Source organism: Nostoc sp. CHAB 5836, from assembly GCF_020829445.1.
Classification (GTDB): domain Bacteria; phylum Cyanobacteriota; class Cyanobacteriia; order Cyanobacteriales; family Nostocaceae; genus Nostoc.
Genome location: NZ_JAIVFV010000060.1, coordinates 1 through 21,284, shown reverse-complemented (window position 1 = coordinate 21,284; position 21,284 = coordinate 1). Strand labels below are relative to the sequence as shown.

The following is a 21,284-nucleotide window of genomic DNA, read 5'->3' as shown; positions in this document are numbered from 1 at the left end:
GCCTGATTAGGTACAGTATGCAAGTTTCTAAAAAGTCAGAGATTCATCTGACAAATCACTAATAAGAATATTTTCGTTATTTAACATGAACGTTCTAAAACCAAATAATTACGCTCATTTAATATGGCTTGCCAGTTAGGTTCAACTACAATTGTGCTAATTTTTTCGACAATGATAGCAGCACCGTTGATCCAATCTTCTGGTTGTAAATCTTCCCGGCGATACACTGGCGTATCATGCCATTTATCAGCAGTAAACATCTTGACAATTTCAACAGGTTGAAGGGATTCTTTCACAGGACGGGTACGAGCAATTAAAGGTTCTTTAGGAGTATCCATTTTCTGAATTACTTCCACTGAAATAGATTCCACGATTAAGGATTTTTCTGACTGAATGAAACCATAACGAGATTTATGTTCATCTGTAAATGCTGTTTGCATCACTGTCACATCGGAATCAAAATCAACACTAAAAGTAGAATTAGTTCCGTCATATTTTAAATTAATTTTTGGAATTATTTTTTCTTCACCGCTACTTTCATCTTGGCTGAACTCGCTTCTAGCTTGGGTTTCTAAAGACTCCATTAACTGCATTAATTGTGGAATTAATGCTTGATTTAAAGGCTGTTCTACTCCTTTGATTCTGGTAGCCTGGATATCAGCTAATCCCATGCCATAAGCTGAGAGAACTCCAGCATAAGGATGCAGAAATATCTTTTTCACCGCTAGTGTAGCGGCAATGAAACAAGCAACCTGTCCGCCTGCACCGCCAAAACAACAAAGGACATATTTACTGATATCATAACCTCGTTGCAAACTAATTTTTTTAATGGCATTAGCCATATTTTCTACAGCGATCGCAATAAATCCTGCTGCAACTTGTTCGGGGGTACGATAATTCCCTGTAACAGTTGCAATCTGTTGGGCTAATTGGTTAAATTTCTCTAAGACAATATTTTTATCTAAAAGTAAATTGCCATTACTCCCAAAGACAGATGGAAAATATTGGGGGTGAATTTTACCTAACATCACATTAGCATCTGTCACAGTTAAAGGTCCACCACGCCGATAACAAGCAGGGCCAGGATTTGAACCAGCCGATTTTGGGCCGACACGGTAGCTAGAACCATCGAACATCAGAATTGAACCACCACCAGCTGCAATAGTATTAATCGATAATACGGGAACTCGCATCCGCGCCCCAGCAATTTCGGAATCTAATTGACGTTCATACTCTCCTTTAAAATGGGCCACATCTGTACTTGTTCCACCCATGTCAAAAGTAATTATTAAATCAAAACCTGCTCTTTTGCTAGTTTGTACCGCGCCGACAATCCCGCCAGCCGGCCCACTTAAAATGCTATCTTTTCCCTGAAATTGTGCAGCATCAGTTAAACCACCATCAGATTTCATGAACATTAATCTGACATTGGGTAACTGACTCGCTACTTGGTTGACATAGCGACGCAAAATCGGAGTTAAATAAGCATCTATTACTGTTGTATCTCCTCGGCTAACCAATTTCATTAAAGGACTAACTTGATGAGATACAGATATCTGCGTAAATCCGATTTGTTGGGCTACTTGGGCTACTTGTTGTTCGTGTTTAGGATGGCGATCGCTGTGCATAAAAACAATAGCACAACTATGAATTCCTGTGTTGTAAACTGCTTGGAGGTCTTTTTTAACTTGTTCTACATTTACAGGAGTTAATTCATTTCCTTTAGCATCGTAACGTTCCGAAACCTCAATTACTTTTTCAGAAAGCATCGTGGGTAAAATGATTTGACGAGCAAATATATTAGGGCGGTTTTGATAACCAATTCGCAACGCATCTTTGAAGCCTTTGGTGATCAAGAGGACAACGCGTTCGCCACGTCTTTCTAACAGGGCATTCGTTGCTACTGTTGTGCCCATTTTGACTACTTCTATTGCTGTATAGGGAATGGGTTCATTGCTTGAAAGACTCATAATATCCCTAATACCTTGGATAACTGCGTCTTGATATTGTTCCGGATTTTCTGAAAGTAATTTGTAGACAATAACCCATTCTTGCTTAGGAAGAGCCACAATCAAAAAACGTTCTGTATGCCTTGAAAGCCTGTCTATAATTGCCTGATTATTCGTCACAACAATAATATCTGTGAATGTACCACCCCGATCAGCAAATACTTTGAACATTTTTCAATTTCCTCAAGGGTATGGAAGTAGGGTCACAATAGGGTTACGAGTGTTTTTACTTCATGTGTGGAAGATTTTAACGACATTTTAAAAAATAAAATAGGAACCCTATAGGAACTGGTTTATCATCCAATACAGTTTACAAAAGGGCTGAAACTCTTTTTTTTACGAACCACAGAGGCGCAGAGAACACAGAGAGAAGAGAAGGAGGAAATGCTTAACCCAAGTGTATTGGGTTATCATCTGGAAATTATTCACTTTTGGCTGTCCGACTGAAGACTCGATAGTATAGCGACGTACTAGTTTCCTTTAAGGGAAACAACAGGTAGGTGAGAGGATTTATTGTCACAATAATATTTCGGAAGTCTCGCTGTGCCAAAAATAAGATAGCACGAGCAACTTGCTGTGCAGACATCACTCCATAAGGATTAAGTTGACTTTTAAACGGGCCAAGAATTAACTTGCGAATTACACAATCCCCATCCAAACGCTTAAGGGTAACAATATCTCCTAGCGATCGCTTGCTAAGTTCATAAAGCGGACTCAGTGCTGGAGAAACCTCAGCCTCGGAAGTGTTTACCCAGATTTCCTTGGTTGCTTTTGCTTGTGGCCCTGTGACAGTTGTCGAAAATATATTCATCAACCGCAATGCTGAAAAAGTATTAACTTCATAAGAGGAGTTGATCGCCTCTGGTGTGCGGCTGGTGTAGACATTGACTCCGTGATTGATAATTAAAATATCTACTTTCTCTAAAGTATCTCTCAGATTGGCTTCATTACCTAACTGCCAGGGAAGCACCTTCACCCCAACTTGCTCTACTAATTTTTCTGGATTAGTGGTTAATGCCACGACTTTAGCATTATTCTTTACAAGTTCAGTTGCCAACGCTTGTCCCAAGGCTCCTGAAGCTCCGGTTAAAGCGATGGTTTTACCCTTGAGAGACAGTCCTGTACCAAAAATTTTATCCACTAGGGGAAAGACTCCACTGTAGTAGGCGTTGACATCATCAAAATGATGCCGCCAATGGTAAGATCGATTCACCCACCAAATGGATGGTATTGTCTCTAAAGGGCCGGGTAGGTGGTTGTAGTCTGTATCAATTTTTCCCTGAAAATACCGGACAGACGCGCCATATAAGAAGGTGCAAGCATAACCTACTCCCAGCCAGAACCCCATCTGCTGGACAATTAAGGCAATGACTACCAATACCACCAGCAGTAGACTCGACTCTAAAATGTCGTGATATAGTTGGGATTCTTGATAAATTTTCAGAGAAACTATTGATAAATCGCGGCGATAGGCCATGTGGTGTTTGTTGTGCCATTTAGCAAGCCAATTGACTTGGTGACACAAAGCATGATATGTGTCTCTCAAGACCTCGGCAAGTAAAAGCGACAAGAGTGCCCAACTAGCAAACTGTAAGCTGGCATTTAGCCAAACCAAATTAATTTGTAATCTTGCCTCAATTCCCATCAAGTTTTCAGCTAGTATTTTGATCATGTTTGTCTATAATAGTGATTTTTTACATAGTATACGTAAGCTGAAAGATCATGCGATCGCCCCAGTTTGGTATGATTGTCAATAGCTGAAACCCTAATTTTCTCCTTAGGGTAAATTCATGAATTGCCCCTACAGTCCACCTATGTTATGAGTTAGTAACTGAGGAATGCCATAAACTAGCATCGTGGCGACAATATTTGCATCATGAACTTGCTTACCACCACTAGGAATTTCCACCATGAGTGTTAGTAATCTTTCTGTCACCAGCAAGTTATCTTCAACCAAGCGAAAGTAACTAGCAAAATACCGTACATCTGCTACTAAAGATGTAATAGGAATGTTCCCAGTTAAGTCGCCTCGTCTTGTCATCGCTGCCAAATATTCTCTCAAAGTTTGGCGACTAATCCATAAATCAATACCTTGTTCTGCAAGTGCTTGCAGTCGTTCTGTAGCTTGTACATGAAATGGAGACAAGGCTAAATTTGCATAAACTAAAATGTTTGTATCTATGAATACAGGGTTATTAGTCATTTGCATAAAGGTCTTCTCTGCGGAAAGTTAAACTTTCCGAGACTAATCCTACAGGATAAGCGGAAAATTTGAGAGGAGGACGTTTTTCTTTGCTCTTTGCTTTTTCTGTCAAAGGCTTCTCATCAATTACTATTACCACCTGATGCTCACCTTCTGGAATATCCAATGGCGATTGCGCTGTAATCTTACCATCTTTTGTAATAGTGGCAATTGTTTCTATAGTTTTCATCTCATTTTTCCTTATTCAATCCATTACAGCTAATACAGCTTTCGGCAATAACTTATCTTTAAACCAAACAATTCTGGCGGGGACATCATTTAATTTTACTCCCGCCTTTTCCAAATTAAGTCGCTCGGAAATTGCCAAAATCAAATCATCACGTCCAGCACGCCGCACCTGAGAAAACTTCTTTTGTAAATATTCCGGTCGCCAATAGCCAACAATTTCTAATAAGAAAGTGCGTCCATCAGGATGCACCAAGCGGAAATCGGGAATCATCACGCTACCGGGGATTGGGATCAAATCGACTTCTCGCTCTAACGCCCAACCACTTTTCAATGCATCCCACTTATCAGCAAAGGATGCTTCTAGCATACTATCGTAGGGCTTACCTGGTGGATAATGGGATACCAAACCACATTCGGAATTGAGGGTGAAACGTCCAGTTTTCCAAGTATTTGTATAAGCATCGCGGGTTTGGAGAATCGAAGAAAGACTCCATCTAGTAACGTGAAGTAAAGCGGGAATAAGTTTCGCGATCGCCAATCCATATCGTGTACTAGGATTAAACAAACTCGTCGGCCCATCAATGGTAATTGTAAACCCGTGGTCAGCATCACCCTCAATATAAGCCATCAATTGAAACAACTTCAGATAGCGAAATAACAGCTTATATTCACCCGGAACATTCCGATGAGCATTTAACACCAGTTGACTGGCTTTATAAAATACACCCTGCACCTGAGATAAATTATATCGATTCAACAAATCTGGTGCTATTGGTGCATCAAAAACAGTCAAAATTTTATTTTCAGATAAATCAGCATATAGTCCATTACGAACCTGTTGGGGTAAAACTTCCCGTTCCAGTTCTTGAGTTAACTCATCAGCAACTTTACTTAAAGTAACTTGTGTAGATTCCCGACTAGAAACCGACTTTGCAGCCAGCGAAAACACCCGTTCTCTTAACATTTGTGGTTCCAAAGGACTAACCACCTCAAAAGTGCAAAAACTGCTTTTGAGAATATAAGCTAATCCCCGCTTCACACGATAATCTGTCGAATCTCCTTCAAAATAAGTCAACTGTCGCTCAAGTACACCTTGAGTCTTTCCCACAGCTGATTCAAAATAATTAATTAACTCAATCGCCAACTCCGAAGTTTTCTGATCAATCTTCAGTCTCTTCGGAATAATCTCCTCCCCGTTTTGGCGATGCATCAGTAAATCTGTCGGTAACATCTGAATTTTGAATTTTAGATACTTCGATTTCGCTCAGTACAAGTTTTGAACTTCCCGTTGAATAATTAATCTCTAACTGTTCCGCAGCCTTCACACTCCTTTCTTTGCCACTGCCATATACAACCTGCAACCTCCCTTTCCTCTCTTTTTCTCCCCCTGCTTCTCCGATCTTCCTCTCACCTCTTCGCCTAGCCGAAGTCCCCTCCTCACTCGTATCCTCCGCCACCACCTCATATAAAATCGCCTGTTTATTTTCGATATTCCCCTTCCGTAAAACCCTCCCCAATCGCTGAGTATACTCCCTAGCCGAACCCGTTCCCGATAAAATAATAGCCACAGAAGCCGCCGGCACATCAACACCTTCATTCAAGACATGAGAAGCAACCAAAGTATTATATTTACCCTCGCGAAACCTGGTTAATATCTCATGGCGTTCCTTCACAGGAGTTTGATGAGTAATTGCCGGAATTAGCAACTCTTGAGAAATGCGGTAAACCGTCGCATTATCCGCAGTAAAAATCAAAATTCTTGCCGGATAATGTTCTGCCAATAAATTAACTAGAATACGCAACTTTCCATCAGTACCCAAAGCAATATCTTTCGCTTCCCGGTGCGCTAACATAGCCCTACGTCCAAATTGCGATCGCGCACTCATTTGCACAAACATTTGCCAACCTTGAAGACTCCCCAAAGAAATCTTCGATTGCTTCAAAAAGTCATTGCGGGTTTGAATCAGTTGATTGTATCTTTCCCGTTCCAGTTGGGATAACTTTACCTTAATTTGGACAATTTCATGCTCTGCTAACGCCTTCCCCGCCAAATCTTCAGCCCGTTTGCGATATACTTCTTGACCAATGAGGATATTTAAGTCAGCGTGTTTACCATCAGTGCGTTCTGGTGTAGCAGAGAGTCCCAGACGATAAGGTGCGATCGCATATTCAGCAATCACCCGATTAAAATCTGTCGGTAAATGATGACATTCATCAAAAACAATCAACGCATATTGATTTCCCAACGTCTCAGCGTGAATTGCTGCACTGTCGTAAGTTGCAACTAGAATTGCTGTTCTATCCCGCGAACCACCCCCCAGCAATCCCACCTCAGCATCGGGGAAAGCCGCTACCAAATGTGCATACCACTGATGCATTAAATCCAAAGTTGGCACAACAATTAGCGTCGTGCGCGGCGTTGACTGCATCGCCATTTGCGCCAAATAAGTCTTTCCCGCCGCCGTGGGAAGCACAACGACTCCCTGCCTACCCGCCAGCTTCCAAGCTGCTAGTGCCTCATTTTGGTGGGGATAGGGTTCCATTTCCAGACTGGGAACCAAATCTACAGGATAAAATTTCTTCGCCTCATCGATAAAATAAACATCTTCTGCTTGTAGTGCTTCCACTAGCGATCGGTATCTAATTGCTGGAATGCGGAATTTTTCAACTCTATCATCCCATGTGGCATAGTCCATCCAACCCTTACCGCGTGGTGGTGGATGCAAAATTAATGTGCCACGATCAAAATTTAATGTAGGGGTACGAGCCATGATTATTGGGAATTGGGCACTTGTACTGAGCGAAGTCGAAGTATTGGGAATTGGGAATTGGGCGCTTGTACTGCCCTTCTCTACAAGAGTTGTATTGGGAATTGGGCATTGGGCATGGTTATTCTCCCTGTCCCCTTTTCCCTCCTCCCTACTTAGTACAGCTTTGCATAAAATCGTGGTGAATTGAGGGCTGAAATTTAAACGCAAAGGGGCGCAAAGGGAAGCGCAAAGGTTCGCAGAGAATTCCCTACGAATTTATGAAATATTGTACTTAGTACTCCCCACTCCCTTGATTACTAATAACGCAAAAAGTACATAATTCATCCAAGTAACTCGGAGAAAACCCAACTATAAGACAATACACTTGGGTTAAGCATTTCCTCCTTCTCTCTTCTCTCTTCTCTTTTCTCTCTGTGTTCTCAGCGCCTCTGTGGTTCGTAAAAAAAAGAGTTTCAGCCCTTTTGTGAACCGTATTGAACTATAAGACAACACAGTTGAGTTAAGCATTTCTTTCTTCTCTCTGTGTCCAACTCTTACGAGACGCACTCGCGTTGGCGTCTTCTCTACGAGACGCCAACGCGAGTGCGTCAGCCTAAGAAGAGAAGGCGGTTCGTTAAAAAATTGACTTTGTAACAGAGTTTCAGCCTTAACCCAAGGGTATTGAACCATAAGAATCCGATTTGATTACTGAATCACTCATATAGGAATCCGGTTTGATTTTTGAACAACATTAAGTATTTGTAGGGTGCGTTAGCGACAGCGTAACGCACCATTCTTAAGGATTCGGTGCGTTACGCGAAACGCTAACGCACCCTACGTATCTGTTCAGAAATCAAATAGTAGTCCTATAGAGAAAGGGAAGAGGGAACAGAGAACTCTTAACAGGGAAAAAAATAAAGGTGTACTGAGTTTTTTTCAAAAATCAAGTAGGTGTCAAATTTTTGGATCCCTAGCAGGCGTTACTTTGCCAGACTAGTAGACCTGTTGAAACAACATTTATTTTCCTTAAACAGTCGATAATGTAAATAAATGTAAAAAATCCTCAAGCAGGACAGAAGCATCTATGCGTGTAATTTTGATGACCGGTAAAGGCGGCGTGGGCAAAACTTCCGTTGCTGCTGCAACTGGACTCCGTTGTGCGGAACTAGGCTATCAGACATTGGTTTTAAGTACAGATCCCGCTCACTCCCTAGCAGATAGTTTTGACATGGAACTAGGACACGCACCCCAAAAAATTCGCCCAAATCTGTGGGGTGCTGAACTGGATGCGCTGCAAGAACTGGAAGGAAACTGGGGTGCTGTAAAACGTTATATTACCCAAGTTTTACAGGCAAGGGGTTTAGACGGAGTACAGGCAGAAGAATTGGCAATTTTACCAGGTATGGATGAGATTTTTGGCTTGGTAAGGATGAAACGTCATTACGACGAAGGTGAGTTTGATGTGTTAATTATCGACTCGGCCCCCACCGGCACAGCACTGCGCTTGCTGAGTTTGCCCGAAGTCGGTGGCTGGTATATGCGCCGTTTTTACAAACCATTTCAAAACATCTCCGTGGCACTTCGACCCTTAGTTGAACCTTTTTTTAGACCAATTGCTGGTTTTTCGCTACCTGATAAAGAAGTGATGGATGCACCTTATGAGTTTTATGAGCAAATCGAAGCTCTGGAAAAAGTATTAACAGATAATACTCAAACCTCAGTGCGTCTTGTTACTAATCCCGAAAAAATGGTGATTAAAGAGTCTCTCCGTGCCCATGCTTACCTGAGCTTGTATAATGTTGCAACAGATTTAGTTGTGGCTAATCGGATTATTCCTAGCGTTGTCCAAGACCCATTTTTCCAACGTTGGAAGGAAAGTCAGGAGCAATATCGCCAGGAAATTCATGATGATTTTCACCCTCTCCCTGTAAAAGAAGTTCCCCTATTTTCTGAGGAAATGTGCGGATTAGCTTCATTAGAACGCCTGAAGGAAACTCTTTATAAAGATGAAGATCCAACTCAGGTTTATTACAAAGAAACAACTCTGAGAGTTGTACAAGAGGAAAACCAATATAGCTTAGAGCTTTACTTACCTGGTATTCCTAAAGACCAAGTTCAACTAAGTAAAACCGGAGACGAATTAAACATTACTATTGGCAACCATCGTCGTAACTTAGTTTTGCCACAAGCCTTAGCAGCACTACAACCAGCCGGAGCAAAAATGGAAGATGACTACCTAAAAATCCGTTTTGCTGACAACACAAGAGTTTAATTTTGTTGAATCTTCCTCCGTCAACAAAAAGTTAAAACTAAAAAGCAAGATGTTTATCTTCTAAATGACACAGACGCTATTAAAATTGCGTCTGTTTTTAGGACGTTTGGTAAATTTTTGTAAAAGATAACTAAATATTGTTATTAATAATTTGACCGTAGTTTTACTGAAGACAAATTCATTAAATAAATTTAAAAATATCTTTAGATTTCATTATGTCAATTTGCTAATTATTAATTAATTTTGTTATCAGCAATGATCTCCAACCCTGAAGAAGATTTCCCCTTGTGTCGTCATGAAGAAAGTTTATTACGCCGGATTACAAACCGGATTCGACGAAGCTTAGAGTTAGAAGAAATTATCACAGTGACAACGGCAGAGGTGCGATCGCTCCTAAAAACTGACCGAGTGATGATTTACAAATTTCATGCCGATGGTAATGGCCAGGTGATTGCTGAGTCAATTTACGAAAATCGGTTGCCATCGCTACTAGGGCTGAATTTCCCTGCTGACGATATTCCACTCACCGCCCGTGAACTATTTATCAAATCACGGGTGCGTTCTGTTGTGAATGTTGATACTAAAGAGATTGGTCAAAGTTACCTGCGTGACTTGGAAAATGGAGAAACTATATCAGAGGAGATCCGTTATCGCCCTCTAGACCCGTGTCATATTGAATATTTGACGGCAATGGGGGTAAAATCCTCTGTGATCGCGCCTATTTTATATCAAAATGAACTCTGGGGGCTGCTGGTGTCTCATAATTCGGAAACGCGTTTGATTTCAGAATATGAACTAGAAGCAGTACAGATGGTAGTCGAGCAACTGTCAGTGGCGATCGCTCAAAGCACCCTCCTCACTCAAGTTCGCAAAACAGCCGAACAAGAAGCGATCGTTAACCGCATTTCTACCCTACTACATTCACTACCGACGATTGTATTACAACCAGCCCTAGAAGCGGCTGTTGCTGCCTTTAACGGTGTTGGTGGTAGGCTGTGTATTAGAAATGAAGCTTTTGATTTGCACAATGGCAACATCACCAACTTCACAGAATGCTTAATACCAGTAAATACTTGTATCAAGCTTTACATCTGTGGACAACAACCTGTGATGCCAGAGCAAACTATATATCCACTGATAGAGCAGTATAGTGTTTGGCAAGAACACTACAAGTCTGGTAACTACGATGTTTGGGCGATTTTAGATATATATAACACTCCGGAATTGCGAACTTTGCAAGTTGCTTTTCAACCAACTAAAATTCGTAGCATATTGATGATCCCACTCCAGTATCGTCAGCAGTTGCTGGGCTATTTAAGTATTTTCCGCGACGAAATAGATACAGAAACTCTATGGGCGGGGCAGCATGACACCGATCAAAGGCAATTGTACCCCCGACAATCCTTTGAGGTTTGGCGCGAATCTAAAAAAGCACAAGCTCAAAAATGGACGGTTGAAGAGATTGAACTGGCTAGAGATATCGGTAAACACTTTGCTTCAGCAGTTCAGCAGGATGAACTATACCAACAATTACAAGTCTTCAATCAAAATTTAGAAAAACAAGTTAAAAGACGGACAATTGAGTTACAACGGACAACTGAACAACAACGGGTATTGTTTGAAGTTGTTGCTAAAATTCGGGAATCTCTTGATCTAAAGACAGTTTTTGCCGCAACGGTGTGTGAAGTTCGTCGTTCTTTGAATGCTGACAGAGTGGTAGTATACCGCTTTTACCCAAATTCCGAACTCGACGAAGGTGAAATTGTTTCAGAGGATCTTTTGCCAGAGTTTACTTCTGCTTTAAGATTAAAAATTCAAGATAACTGCTTTAAGAAGAAGTATGATGCCCTCTATCGTCAAGGACACATCCAAGCGATCGCTGATATCCACAACTCTGGACTGAATGTTTGTTATGTCGAAATGCTAAAGCAACTCCAAGTTAAAGCCAATTTAGTTTTGCCACTGGCTAAAAGTAATGAACTGTGGGGTTTATTGTGCATTCACCAGTGCGACCAACCGCGTGAATGGCAATCCTCAGAAATCCAGTTCGCTACCCAAGTTGCTGCACAGCTTTCTGTAGCAGTGGAACAAGCTGATTTACTTGAACAAACTAAGTATCAGGCTGTTGATTTGCGACAAGCAGCAGAACAACAACGGGTATTGTTTGAAGTTGTTGCGAAAGTTAGGGAATCTCTTGATTTAGATGCAATTTTTCAGACTAGCACCCAAGAAATTTGCAAATCACTCCAAGCGGATCGTGTGGCTGTCTATCGCTTTCATCCAGATTGGAGTGGTGAATATATCGCCGAGTTTGTGGGTAATGATTGGGTAAAATTTGTCGGTTCTGATCTCAAGACAGTTTGGGAAGATAGCTATTTGCAGGAAACCCAAGGTGGGCGATATCGTCACAATGAAAGCTTTGCAGTTGATGACATCTATAAAGCTGGACACTCTGAGTGCCACGTTGCAATTCTAGAGCAAATTCAAGCAAGAGCCTATGCGATCGCACCTATATTTATCGGACAACAGCTATGGGGCTTGTTAGCAGCTTACCAGAATTCTGCACCTCGCCATTGGGAAGCCTCGGAAATTAAGTTTATTACTCAAATTGCCAATCAGCTTGGGGTTGCACTCCAACAAGCCCAATTGCATAATCAAACCAAAGAGCAGACAATAAAGCTGGCTCAAACTTTGGATGATTTAAAGCAAACTCAAACCCAACTGATCCAAACTGAGAAAATGTCATCACTAGGTCAACTGGTAGCTGGTATTGCTCACGAAATTAATAACCCGGTGAACTTCATTTATGGCAACATTAATCATGTTAATGATTACGCCCAAGATTTACTTAGTATACTAGACCTCTATTTACAAACTACTCCTAACCCTAACCCTCAAATTAGCGATCGCTCTGAAGAAATAGACTTAGAATTTCTCATCGAGGATTTACCCAAAACTTTATCTTCCATGAAAGTTGGGGTTGATCGGATCCGTCAGATTGTCTTGGGTTTACGGAATTTCTCTCGCCTTGACGAGGCAGAAAAAAAACCAGTTAATATTCATGATGGCATTGATAGCACCTTGTTAATTTTGCAGCACCGCTTGAAACCAAAGCTAGAAAGTCCGGCTATTGAATTAGTCAAAGAATACAGCGATCTTCCCTTAGTAGAGTGCTATGCCGGGCCATTAAATCAGGTATTCATGAATGTTTTAAGCAATGCGATCGATGCTTTAGAAGATTATAGAGAATCTCAATCAACATCTCATAACTGTCAAATTATTATCCGTACTGCTGTTGGAGAGCTTGAAGGCAATATCAAGAGCGTAGTAATTTGCATTGCAGACAATGGCCCAGGAATACCGGAGCCTCTGAAAGCAAGAATCTGCGATCCGTTTTTCACTACTAAGCCAGTAGGAAAAGGAACTGGTTTAGGGTTATCAATTAGTTACCAGATTATCGTTGATAAACACGGTGGTGTGTTTAAATGTGATTCTCGGCCGGGGTTAGGTACAGAATTTTGGATTGAAATTCCGGTCACCCAAATTACAAAATCGCATCATTAACTCCCAGGGCTATTTCATTCTAGACATAAACCACCCGGAACTGAAGTTCCTCTGTTGTAGCTAAAGTACGTTTTAACGGACTCAGGACTTACGCAAAATCATCAAAAAACGAACCGCAAACGCGAGTGCCCCTCCCCCCAATACGCTTGGGATAAGACTAAAACCATTGTCCAGTGGACAGTGTAGAGACGTTGCAATGCAACGTCTCTAGAGACCTATGGTTCTCCAGAAAATCCTTAACCCAAGCGTATTGCGTCTCCCCCTGGGAGAAGGACGCAAAGGACGGGGTTTTAAACCCAAATTTCTGATAAACGGATTGATTTTTTGCTGTGCAAAAAATCAATCCTGGATGATTAACCGTTAAGCGCTTCCTCTTGATGGGTTTCGATAACGCAATCCGAAAGGGGTTTGGCCACACAGGTGAGAACCCATCCTGCGTCAATTTGATCGTTGTCTAAGAAGTTCTGATCATCTTGGTCGATTTCACCTGAAATCAGCTTACCGGTGCAGCTAGAGCAAGAACCAGCGTTACACGAATAGGGCAAGTCCAGATCATATTCCTCGTTAGCAATCTCTAGGATGTACTCATCATCAGGAACTTCAATTACTTTTTCTCCATCTGGGGTACGTAATGTAACTTTGTAAGTTGCCATGTAAAAATTCCTAACTCAATATTAAGTCCATTTTCGATACTACGGGTTTATGTGCTACTAGTCTAGAGTTAAATGTCGTTGACTACTCTACATCCTGAAGCGCTTAGTCTGAAGTGGAAGTAAGAGTAAAGAATTCTGCGATCGCTTCAGCAAATCCCTCAAATGAAGTATAATCCCTAGGCACGATAGAAACATTCACACCCAACTTTCGCGCATTAGCAGTTGTATAAGGGACAAAACAGGCAACAACACAATGTTCTTCTAGATACAATACGCTTGGCTTTGTGGATAATTGTAGGTTGGGTTGAACTTTAGTGTTACCCAACAAATGCTCGTTGTAGGTTGGGTTGAGGAACGAAACCCAACCTACGCAAATTTATTTTTACGGCTTAACCCAAGCGTATTGAATTTAGGACTTACGCAATAACTCTCTGAAACTCTTATTCCTTTGTGTCCTTTGCGTCCTTCTCCCAAGGGGAGACGCTAACGCGATTGCGGTTGGTTCGTTTGTTCATTATTTTGCGTAAGTCCTGGAATTATATCTCCCCTCTCCCATCTTTGGGAGAGGGGCTGGGGGTGAGGGAAAAGATTTAAGCTTGCATTAGGATGCTCTCTGCTAAACCCCTATGACAGATTACGAATTACGAATTATTTTAACTTCTAAGTTGCACAGGCATAGCTAAATAGGTCATTTTCAAACCACCCAATGGTGTAAAAATCACTGGAGTTAGGCTTTGATTCAAATGCATTTGAATTTCGGAAGATGGTAACTCTTTCAAGCCTTCCATTAAATATTTAATGTTAAAGGCAATTTCTATATTATCCCCAGAAATCTGTGCTGGCATTGACTCTCTACCACTGCCCACATCTTGAGCTTCACAAGATAAAGTTATTTCTTGAGTATCACTGTCAATACTGAGCTTGACAATATTATTTTTCTGATCGGCCAGCACAGCAATCCGCTCCAAAGTGCTGACAAATTGTCGCCGTTCGATCGTTACTTGTCGCTCAAATTGACGCGGGATTAATTGTCGATAAGCTGGATATTGCCCTTCTAAAGTGCGACTAGTCAAGCGTTGATTTTGCCATGCAAATACAACTTGACCTTGATCAAAATATAAAGCTACAGGTTCATCTGATGAGGCGCTATGAGCTAGCATTCGTTGGAGTTCGCGTAATGCTCTCGCTGGTACTGTCACTTCTAGTTGAGTAGTTCCACCTAAAGGACGCTCGTTGCTAGTTTCTACTACTGCTAGGCGATGTCCGTCAGTAGCTGCAAACTCTAGGGTATCTTGTTTTACTGTTAAATGGACTCCAGTGAGTACTTGCTTGGTTTCATCAGCACTGGTAGCAAATAATGAACCGCGTAAGCCCTCAATTAATGCCGTGGTGGTGAGATTGATTACTTCTGTATTTTCAATTACAGGTAGTTCGGGAAATTCTTCAGGCCCCATTGCTCGTACTTGGTAATGTCCACTCTTGGGTGTGAGTGTAGCAATTAAACCTTCTCCACTAGATGTTGCACCTGTGAGGGCTGATTCATCATCTAGAGTGATTTCGCCTTCTGGAAGACGAGAGGTAATATCTACAAGTAACTTAGCAGGAAGTGCGATCGCACCTCCTTGCCATACCTCAGCATTAAAGCTGGTGCGGATTCCCAAGCTGAGATCAAAGGCTGTTAAGCTTACTTGGTTAGTTTCAGCATCCGCTTGTAGAAGCACATTGGCAAGTACCGGATGAGTTGGTCGTGAAGGTACAGCACGACTCACGAGTGAGAGGTTTGTACTGAGATCGCTTTGGGAGCAAACTAATTTCATAAGTGAGATTCAGCTGGTGAAAGATATACTAACACCCTTCCCAATGCTCTAAGGGGGAAATTCAAAGTCTCTCTCCTTAAAGGAAGAGAGAAATAGAAGTGAGGTTTTCCAGATGACCTGAATTGTCAAGATTATGTCATGTTCTTTGACTCTTTTGATGGTAGTTGCTGTATGTGCATTTGAGAAGCGCCATGTTGGGAATACACCAGTTACTATAATTACTATAATAATCCGTGTTATAACGTAACTTATCCCACCTCTCAACCGAAAAAATTTGTTGCTATCGGCTGGTATGTGTAATAATAGTTAAAGTATCTTAATATTTCTAAACACTTTCAAGTATTGGCACTATCCAATGTGAAATACTGACCACTAAAAAAGTTTTCTGGCTGGTGGTTAGTATTTTTTCTGTTGAGTATATTTTAGGAATTTTCACCTGAATACTAGGCGGAGTAAAAGCGTGATTCAGTTAGAACAACCACCCAGTCATGAAACAAAACTGACCCCAGTAGTGAAAAGGAAATCTCAGTTTAAGGGACTTTTCATTGCTATTGTCATTGTTAGCACATGGGTCATTAGCTTGAGTTTATTACTTGCTCTTGACATTTCCAAGTTAAAATTTTGGATGCTATGGCCTGTTATACTATGGCAAACATTTTTATATACAGGATTATTTATTACATCTCATGATGCCATGCATGGGGTCGTGTTTCCTCAGAACACTAAGATTAATCATATTATTGGGAGATTAACCCTATCTCTTTATGGTCTTTTACCATATAAAAAATTATTAAAAAAGCATTGGTTACACCACCAAAATCCAGCAACTCCAATAGACCCAGATTTTCATAATGGTAGACACAAAAACTTCTTCGCTTGGTATTTCCATTTTATGAAGGGTTATTGGAGTTGGGGACAAATTATCGCTCTGACTCTTATTTATCAATTTGCTAATCACATCCTGAATATACCTCATACTAATCTAATAACATTTTGGGTAATTCCCTCGCTTTTAAGTTCATTGCAATTATTTTACTTTGGTACTTTCCTCCCACATAGCGAACCAATGGGAGGCTATATTCAACCTCATTGTGCCCAAACCATTAGCCGTCCAATTTGGTGGTCATTTATCACGTGCTATCATTTTGGCTACCACGAAGAACATCACCAGTATCCCCATATTTCTTGGTGGCAGTTACCAGAAATTTACAAAGCAAAATAGCAAATATAAGTAAGTTGGCGCGAAAAAATCAAAGTATGTTACGAAACGTAAATAAGCTTAAAATCTTTACTAGTGACCAATGACAAAGGACAAATGACAGCCTTAGCCAGTTAGCTTTAATTACGCCGACCTACTTACCTGGCGATTAGAAATCGCGGCTACACAAACCAAGTCCGCCTTCGCGGACTCAAAGAATTTGAAACCCACCTCCGTGGGTTTTGTTTGTATAGCCCAATACAGTTCAGTTAAGCATTTCTTTCTTCTCTTTGCGTCCAACTCTTACGAGACGCACTCGCGTTGGCGTCCTTCTCCCAGGGGGAGACGCACTCGCGTTTGCGGTAGCCTGCGGCAAGCCGTTCGCGTAGCGTCTCGTAGAGAAGCGTCTACGTTCAAAAAAACTGACTTTTACTGAGAGTTTTAGCCTTAACCCAAGCGTATTGTTGTATAGCCGCGAATTACATTCGCCAGGGTAAGCGTGTTTTTACTAATAGATTATTCTGCTTATGCCAATTAATAATTCTCGTATTGTCACCTATAGTCCTGCTTATACAATCGTTCCCACTTACGAATGCTTTAATCGGTGTAGTTACTGCAACTTTCGCAGTGAACCGGGTAAAAGTCCCTGGATGAGTCTTTCAGATGCAGACAGTATTTTAAAAGGACTTCAAAGCCAAAAAGTCTGTGAAATTCTCATACTCAGTGGTGAAGTACATCCCCATTCGCCAAAGCGTCAGGCGTGGTTTGAGCGGATTTATGATTTGTGTGAATTAGCGCTTTCAATGGGGTTTTTACCACACACAAATGCGGGGCCATTGAGTTTTGAAGAAATGCAAAAGTTGAAACGTGTAAATGTTTCAATGGGGCTGATGTTAGAACAGTTAACGCCAACATTGTTAAGTGGTGTACATCGCCACGCACCGAGTAAATTACCAGAAGTTCGTTTACAACAATTGCAATGGGCGGGAGAGTTACAAATTCCCTTTACAACTGGGTTACTTTTGGGAATTGGAGAAACCGTTAATGATTGGTGGCAAACTTTAGAAGCTATATCTGACTTCCATCAACGTTACCATCATATTCAAGAAGTTATCCTACAACCTCATAGTCCAGGATATCAGCAAACCTTTGATGCACCACCTTTTGACCCTCATCAATTACCAGAAGTAATTTTTAGGGCGCGTCAGATTTTACCGCCAGATATTACTATTCAAATTCCGCCGAATTTAGTTAAGAATGAGGGATGGTTACTCGCTTGTATTGAAGCTGGTGCTAGAGATTTGGGCGGAATTGGGCCAAAAGATGAAGTAAATCCCGATTATCCTCATGTTCAGGAACAGGCATTAAGAGAAATTTTACAACCTGCGGGGTGGGAATTGGTAGCCCGTTTACCAGTTTATCCCCAGTTTGATACCTGGTTGTCAGGGGAATTACAAAAAGCGGTGAAGCGTTGGCGAAAAACTCTAACCCCAGTTTCTCTTTTCTAAGAACAGGGAGGTAGAGATTTTCTCATCTGGTATAGCAATCCTATCTGATTTGTGAAAAAATACCCTTTTTAACGAACCGCAAAGGACGCGAAGAAGAAGTAGGTGTAGGTTGGGTTGAGGAACGAAACCCAACATTATCGAGACTTTGTTGGGTTTCACTTCGTTCAACCCAACCTACAAATATTCTTAACCCTAGACTTCACTTTCAGCGCAAATACCTACGTGAGTTTGGGTTAATATGATGCAACAGAGGGAAATTATAAATTATGATTATGCAGCCGGATTTTGCCTTTTTAAAGCGGCTATACAATTCTTTTGACCCATTTCGACCCTTACCGGCAGGAGATCCCGCTTATGTCGATTGCAAAGAAGTGCGCGGAGATGGAGATATCTTGGTAGAAGTGGGAAGAGAGATTTTGTACTCTAACAGAATGACTTGTCAACTTTATGCAGGTCATCGCGGTGCAGGTAAATCAACAGAACTGCTGCGTCTTCAGAAACACTTAAATGAGCAAGGTTGCTTTGTTGTGTATTTTGCCACCGATGAAGAAGATATTGATGCAGAAGATGCTCAATATACAGATATTCTCTTAGCTTGTACACGCCACTTATTAGAAGCATTAAAAGATAGCGCCTCTCCTAACGCTTTGTTGAACTGGTTAGAAGAGCGTTGGCAAGATTTAAAGGATTTGGCGCTGACTGAGGTGTCTTTAGAAAAATTAAGTGTAGAAGCAAAAATTTCTCAGTTTGCTAAAATCACAGCAAATTTGAGAGCCGAACCCAGCCAACGCCAGAAAATTCGTGAGAAAGTTAATCCGCACACAATCAAATTGATTGAGGCGTTGAATCAGTTTATTAAAGATGCAAAACAGCATTTACCTTCAGGATATTCTCAACTAGTATTAATTGCTGACAATCTGGATCGCATTGTGCCTATACCTCAAGAAGATGGACGCACCAATCACGACCAAATTTTTCTAGACCGCAATGAACAACTCAAAGCCTTAGATTGCCATTTGATTTACACAGTACCAATTTCTTTGCTCTATTCTAACCAAGCAGCAAATGTAGCAAATATCTATGGGAATGCTCAAGTATTGCCGATGATTATGGTGCAAACTCCTGAAAATCAAAACTACCAACGCGGTATTAATAAAGTTACTGAACTGCTGCAAAAACGTCTGAGTTTAATAGACTCTAGTTTATCTATTGTCGATATGTTTGAGAACAGGGAGGCATTAGATAATCTCTGCCTGATGAGTGGGGGTCATGTGCGAAATTTATTATTATTAATGAAGGAAGCTATTAAATACAGTGACAGTTTACCTATTAGTAACAGAGCTTTACAAAAAGCGCTTAGTGAGTTGCGAAATACTTATCGAAATACTGTTTTTGCCAATGAATGGGAAGCATTGGCAAAAGTGCATTTTTCTAAACAGATAGAAAATGACCAACTGTATCGAGGTTTACTATTTAATCGCTGTATTTTGGAATATCGTTTTTTGAATAAGCTGGGAGAAAGTCAAGTGTGGTATGATATCCATCCCCTGATCAAAGGTATTAAAGAATTCCAGGATGGTTATGATAAATTGTACCCGTCATAGATGTTAGGAAAGGCTATATCATAAATGTAGGACTTACGCAAGTGTGACAAAAAATAAAAGCTTTTAGTTTGTAGTAAGGGCTTCGGCCCTGATTTTGAGGACTAAAGTCCTCACTACAAACTCCAAACAATATGCCAGTTGCGTAAGTCCTAAAATGAAAAAACTCTTAACGAATTCCAGTCGTTTGGGGAGCATCTCAATGAGTGCAAATATACCTGGCGATTAGAAATCGCGGCTACACAAACCAAGTCCGCCTACGCGGACTCAAAGAATTTGAAACCCAGGTCGGTGGGTTTTGTATTTCGACTCCGCTCAACACAAGTCTGTATAGCTGCGAATTCCATTCGCCAAGGCAAACTCTGGTGCAAGATGTAAGACCTAATATTTAGTATTATCTGGCTCAGATTATGACATTACAACTAACTAATTGGGATGAGGATTTACCAGTAGCAGCAGATGAAGAATATCAAGCTTTAGTTCGCACTCTTAATTTCACAGAAGGCTTTGGCTTGTTATTTGTCCGTTGTTCTCCGGCTGGAGGTGAGCAACTGATTGCCAAAGTTAAAGAAGATATTAAGGATAAAAATATTGAAGTTTTACAATTAAGCAAAGCTGTTACTAATTTATACCAAATAATTGAAAAATTAGATAATTGCAATAAAATAAATATTTTGTTTATTACAGGTTTAGAATATTCCTTATATGAATATGAAGAATCTAAAAAATTTTCAGGCTGGAATAGTAAGGAGATTTATTCTTATAGTTGGAAGGATGTACCACCTATTTTAATTAATCTCAATCAGCAACGAGAACGTTTTAGAGATAACTTTAATATTTGTTTTGTGTTCTTGTTACCTATATTTGCTATCAAATATTTTATCCAACGCGCTCCCGATTTCTTTGACTGGCGTTCGGGGTTGTTTGAATTTCCTATAGATTCCAAAATCGTGGAGCAAGAATCATTACGTATACTCCAGGATGGAGACTATCAAAAATATCTCACTCTCACGCCGGAAGAAAGAACTCAAAAAATAATAAAAATTCAAGAATTAATTACAGAAAGCCATCAAGTAACAAGTAGCCAAGCAGAATTATTACTTGAATTGGGAAGTTTACATCTTGCAAGTCAAGACTACAAAGAAGCGATCGCATCCTACGACCAAGCACTGAAATTCAAACCAGATAAAGACAAAGCTTGGAACAATCGGGGCATTGCGCTAGTTAATTTAGGACGCGATGAAGAAGCGATCGCATCCTACGACCAAGCACTGAAATTTCAACCAGATTACCACCAAGCTTGGAACAATCGGGGCAATGCGCTACGTAAATTAGAACGCAATGAAGAAGCGATCACATCCTACGACCAAGCGCTGAAATTGAAACCAGATAAAAACGAACCTTGGTACAATCGGGGCATTGCGCTAGACAATTTATGACGCTTTGAAGAAGCGATCGAATCCTACGACCAAGCACTGAAA

The 21,284-nt window shown here is 40.8% G+C and carries 14 protein-coding genes and 1 pseudogene; 6 read left to right on the top strand and 9 right to left on the bottom strand.

Annotated features, from left to right (window positions below; translation table 11 throughout):
• Nucleotides 1-80: 80 nt before the first annotated feature.
• The 6 genes from LC605_RS14200 to LC605_RS14175 form a co-directional block, all read right to left on the bottom strand.
• The gene (locus LC605_RS14200) at nucleotides 81-2,180 is read right to left on the bottom strand and encodes a hydantoinase/oxoprolinase family protein (protein ID WP_229548170.1); all 2,100 of its coding nucleotides are present in this window, start codon (nucleotides 2,178-2,180) and stop codon (nucleotides 81-83) included.
• A gap of 250 nt (nucleotides 2,181-2,430) precedes the next feature.
• The gene (locus LC605_RS14195) at nucleotides 2,431-3,681 is read right to left on the bottom strand and encodes a bifunctional sterol desaturase/short chain dehydrogenase (protein WP_229548169.1); all 1,251 of its coding nucleotides are present in this window, start codon (nucleotides 3,679-3,681) and stop codon (nucleotides 2,431-2,433) included.
• Nucleotides 3,682-3,810: 129 nt separating this feature from the next.
• A complete protein-coding gene (locus LC605_RS14190; protein ID WP_229548168.1) occupies nucleotides 3,811-4,218 on the bottom strand; it encodes a type II toxin-antitoxin system VapC family toxin in 408 nt (135 codons plus the stop codon).
• On the bottom strand, nucleotides 4,205-4,441 hold the full coding sequence (locus LC605_RS14185; protein WP_229548167.1) for a hypothetical protein: 237 nt from the start codon (nucleotides 4,439-4,441) through the stop codon (nucleotides 4,205-4,207). Before LC605_RS14185 ends, LC605_RS14190 begins: the two co-directional genes overlap by 14 nt.
• A 15-nt stretch (nucleotides 4,442-4,456) precedes the next feature.
• Entirely contained in the window at nucleotides 4,457-5,671 is a 1,215-nt protein-coding gene (locus tag LC605_RS14180) for a DUF790 family protein (RefSeq protein ID WP_229548166.1), read from the bottom strand.
• A complete protein-coding gene (locus LC605_RS14175) occupies nucleotides 5,601-7,211 on the bottom strand; it encodes a DEAD/DEAH box helicase family protein (RefSeq protein WP_229548165.1) in 1,611 nt (536 codons plus the stop codon). The genes LC605_RS14180 and LC605_RS14175 overlap by 71 nt, the downstream gene beginning before the upstream one ends.
• 1,063 nt (nucleotides 7,212-8,274) lie before the next feature.
• Here LC605_RS14175 and LC605_RS14170 point away from each other — a divergent pair.
• Both LC605_RS14170 and LC605_RS14165 read left to right on the top strand, forming a co-directional pair.
• Nucleotides 8,275-9,462 (top strand): TRC40/GET3/ArsA family transport-energizing ATPase, encoded by a 1,188-nt coding sequence (locus LC605_RS14170; protein ID WP_229548164.1) that lies wholly within the window; start codon nucleotides 8,275-8,277, stop codon nucleotides 9,460-9,462.
• 255 nt (nucleotides 9,463-9,717) lie between these two features.
• Nucleotides 9,718-13,026, top strand: a complete 3,309-nt coding sequence (locus tag LC605_RS14165) for a GAF domain-containing protein (protein WP_229548163.1) — start codon at nucleotides 9,718-9,720, stop codon at nucleotides 13,024-13,026.
• Between the two features lie 353 nt (nucleotides 13,027-13,379).
• On the opposite strand, the gene LC605_RS14160 is transcribed toward LC605_RS14165, so the two are convergent.
• The 3 genes and pseudogenes from LC605_RS14160 to dnaN form a co-directional block, all read right to left on the bottom strand.
• A complete protein-coding gene (locus LC605_RS14160) occupies nucleotides 13,380-13,679 on the bottom strand; it encodes a 2Fe-2S iron-sulfur cluster-binding protein (RefSeq protein ID WP_229548162.1) in 300 nt (99 codons plus the stop codon).
• Between the two features lie 103 nt (nucleotides 13,680-13,782).
• Nucleotides 13,783-13,938 (bottom strand): annotated as a pseudogene (locus tag LC605_RS14155) (uroporphyrinogen-III synthase); the annotation flags it as partial.
• A 394-nt stretch (nucleotides 13,939-14,332) separates the two neighbouring features.
• Nucleotides 14,333-15,496, bottom strand: a complete 1,164-nt coding sequence (dnaN, locus tag LC605_RS14150) for a DNA polymerase III subunit beta (RefSeq protein WP_229548161.1) — start codon at nucleotides 15,494-15,496, stop codon at nucleotides 14,333-14,335.
• 460 nt (nucleotides 15,497-15,956) lie between these two features.
• Between dnaN and crtW the strand changes: the two genes are divergently transcribed.
• The 4 genes from crtW to LC605_RS14130 all read left to right on the top strand — a co-directional run bounded on the left by crtW (nucleotide 15,957) and on the right by LC605_RS14130 (nucleotide 21,242).
• Nucleotides 15,957-16,718 carry a beta-carotene ketolase CrtW gene (gene crtW / locus LC605_RS14145; RefSeq protein ID WP_229548160.1) on the top strand — a complete coding sequence of 254 codons (762 nt, stop codon included), beginning with the start codon at nucleotides 15,957-15,959 and terminating at the stop codon, nucleotides 16,716-16,718.
• Between the two features lie 503 nt (nucleotides 16,719-17,221).
• Nucleotides 17,222-18,202, top strand: a complete 981-nt coding sequence (gene cofG / locus LC605_RS14140) for a 7,8-didemethyl-8-hydroxy-5-deazariboflavin synthase subunit CofG (protein ID WP_229548159.1) — start codon at nucleotides 17,222-17,224, stop codon at nucleotides 18,200-18,202.
• Between the two features lie 272 nt (nucleotides 18,203-18,474).
• Complete coding sequence (locus tag LC605_RS14135; protein WP_229548185.1) at nucleotides 18,475-19,806, top strand: ATP-binding protein; 1,332 nt, start codon at nucleotides 18,475-18,477, stop codon at nucleotides 19,804-19,806.
• Nucleotides 19,807-20,213: 407 nt separating this feature from the next.
• On the top strand, nucleotides 20,214-21,242 hold the full coding sequence (locus LC605_RS14130; protein WP_229548158.1) for a tetratricopeptide repeat protein: 1,029 nt from the start codon (nucleotides 20,214-20,216) through the stop codon (nucleotides 21,240-21,242).
• Nucleotides 21,243-21,284 lie beyond the last annotated feature (42 nt).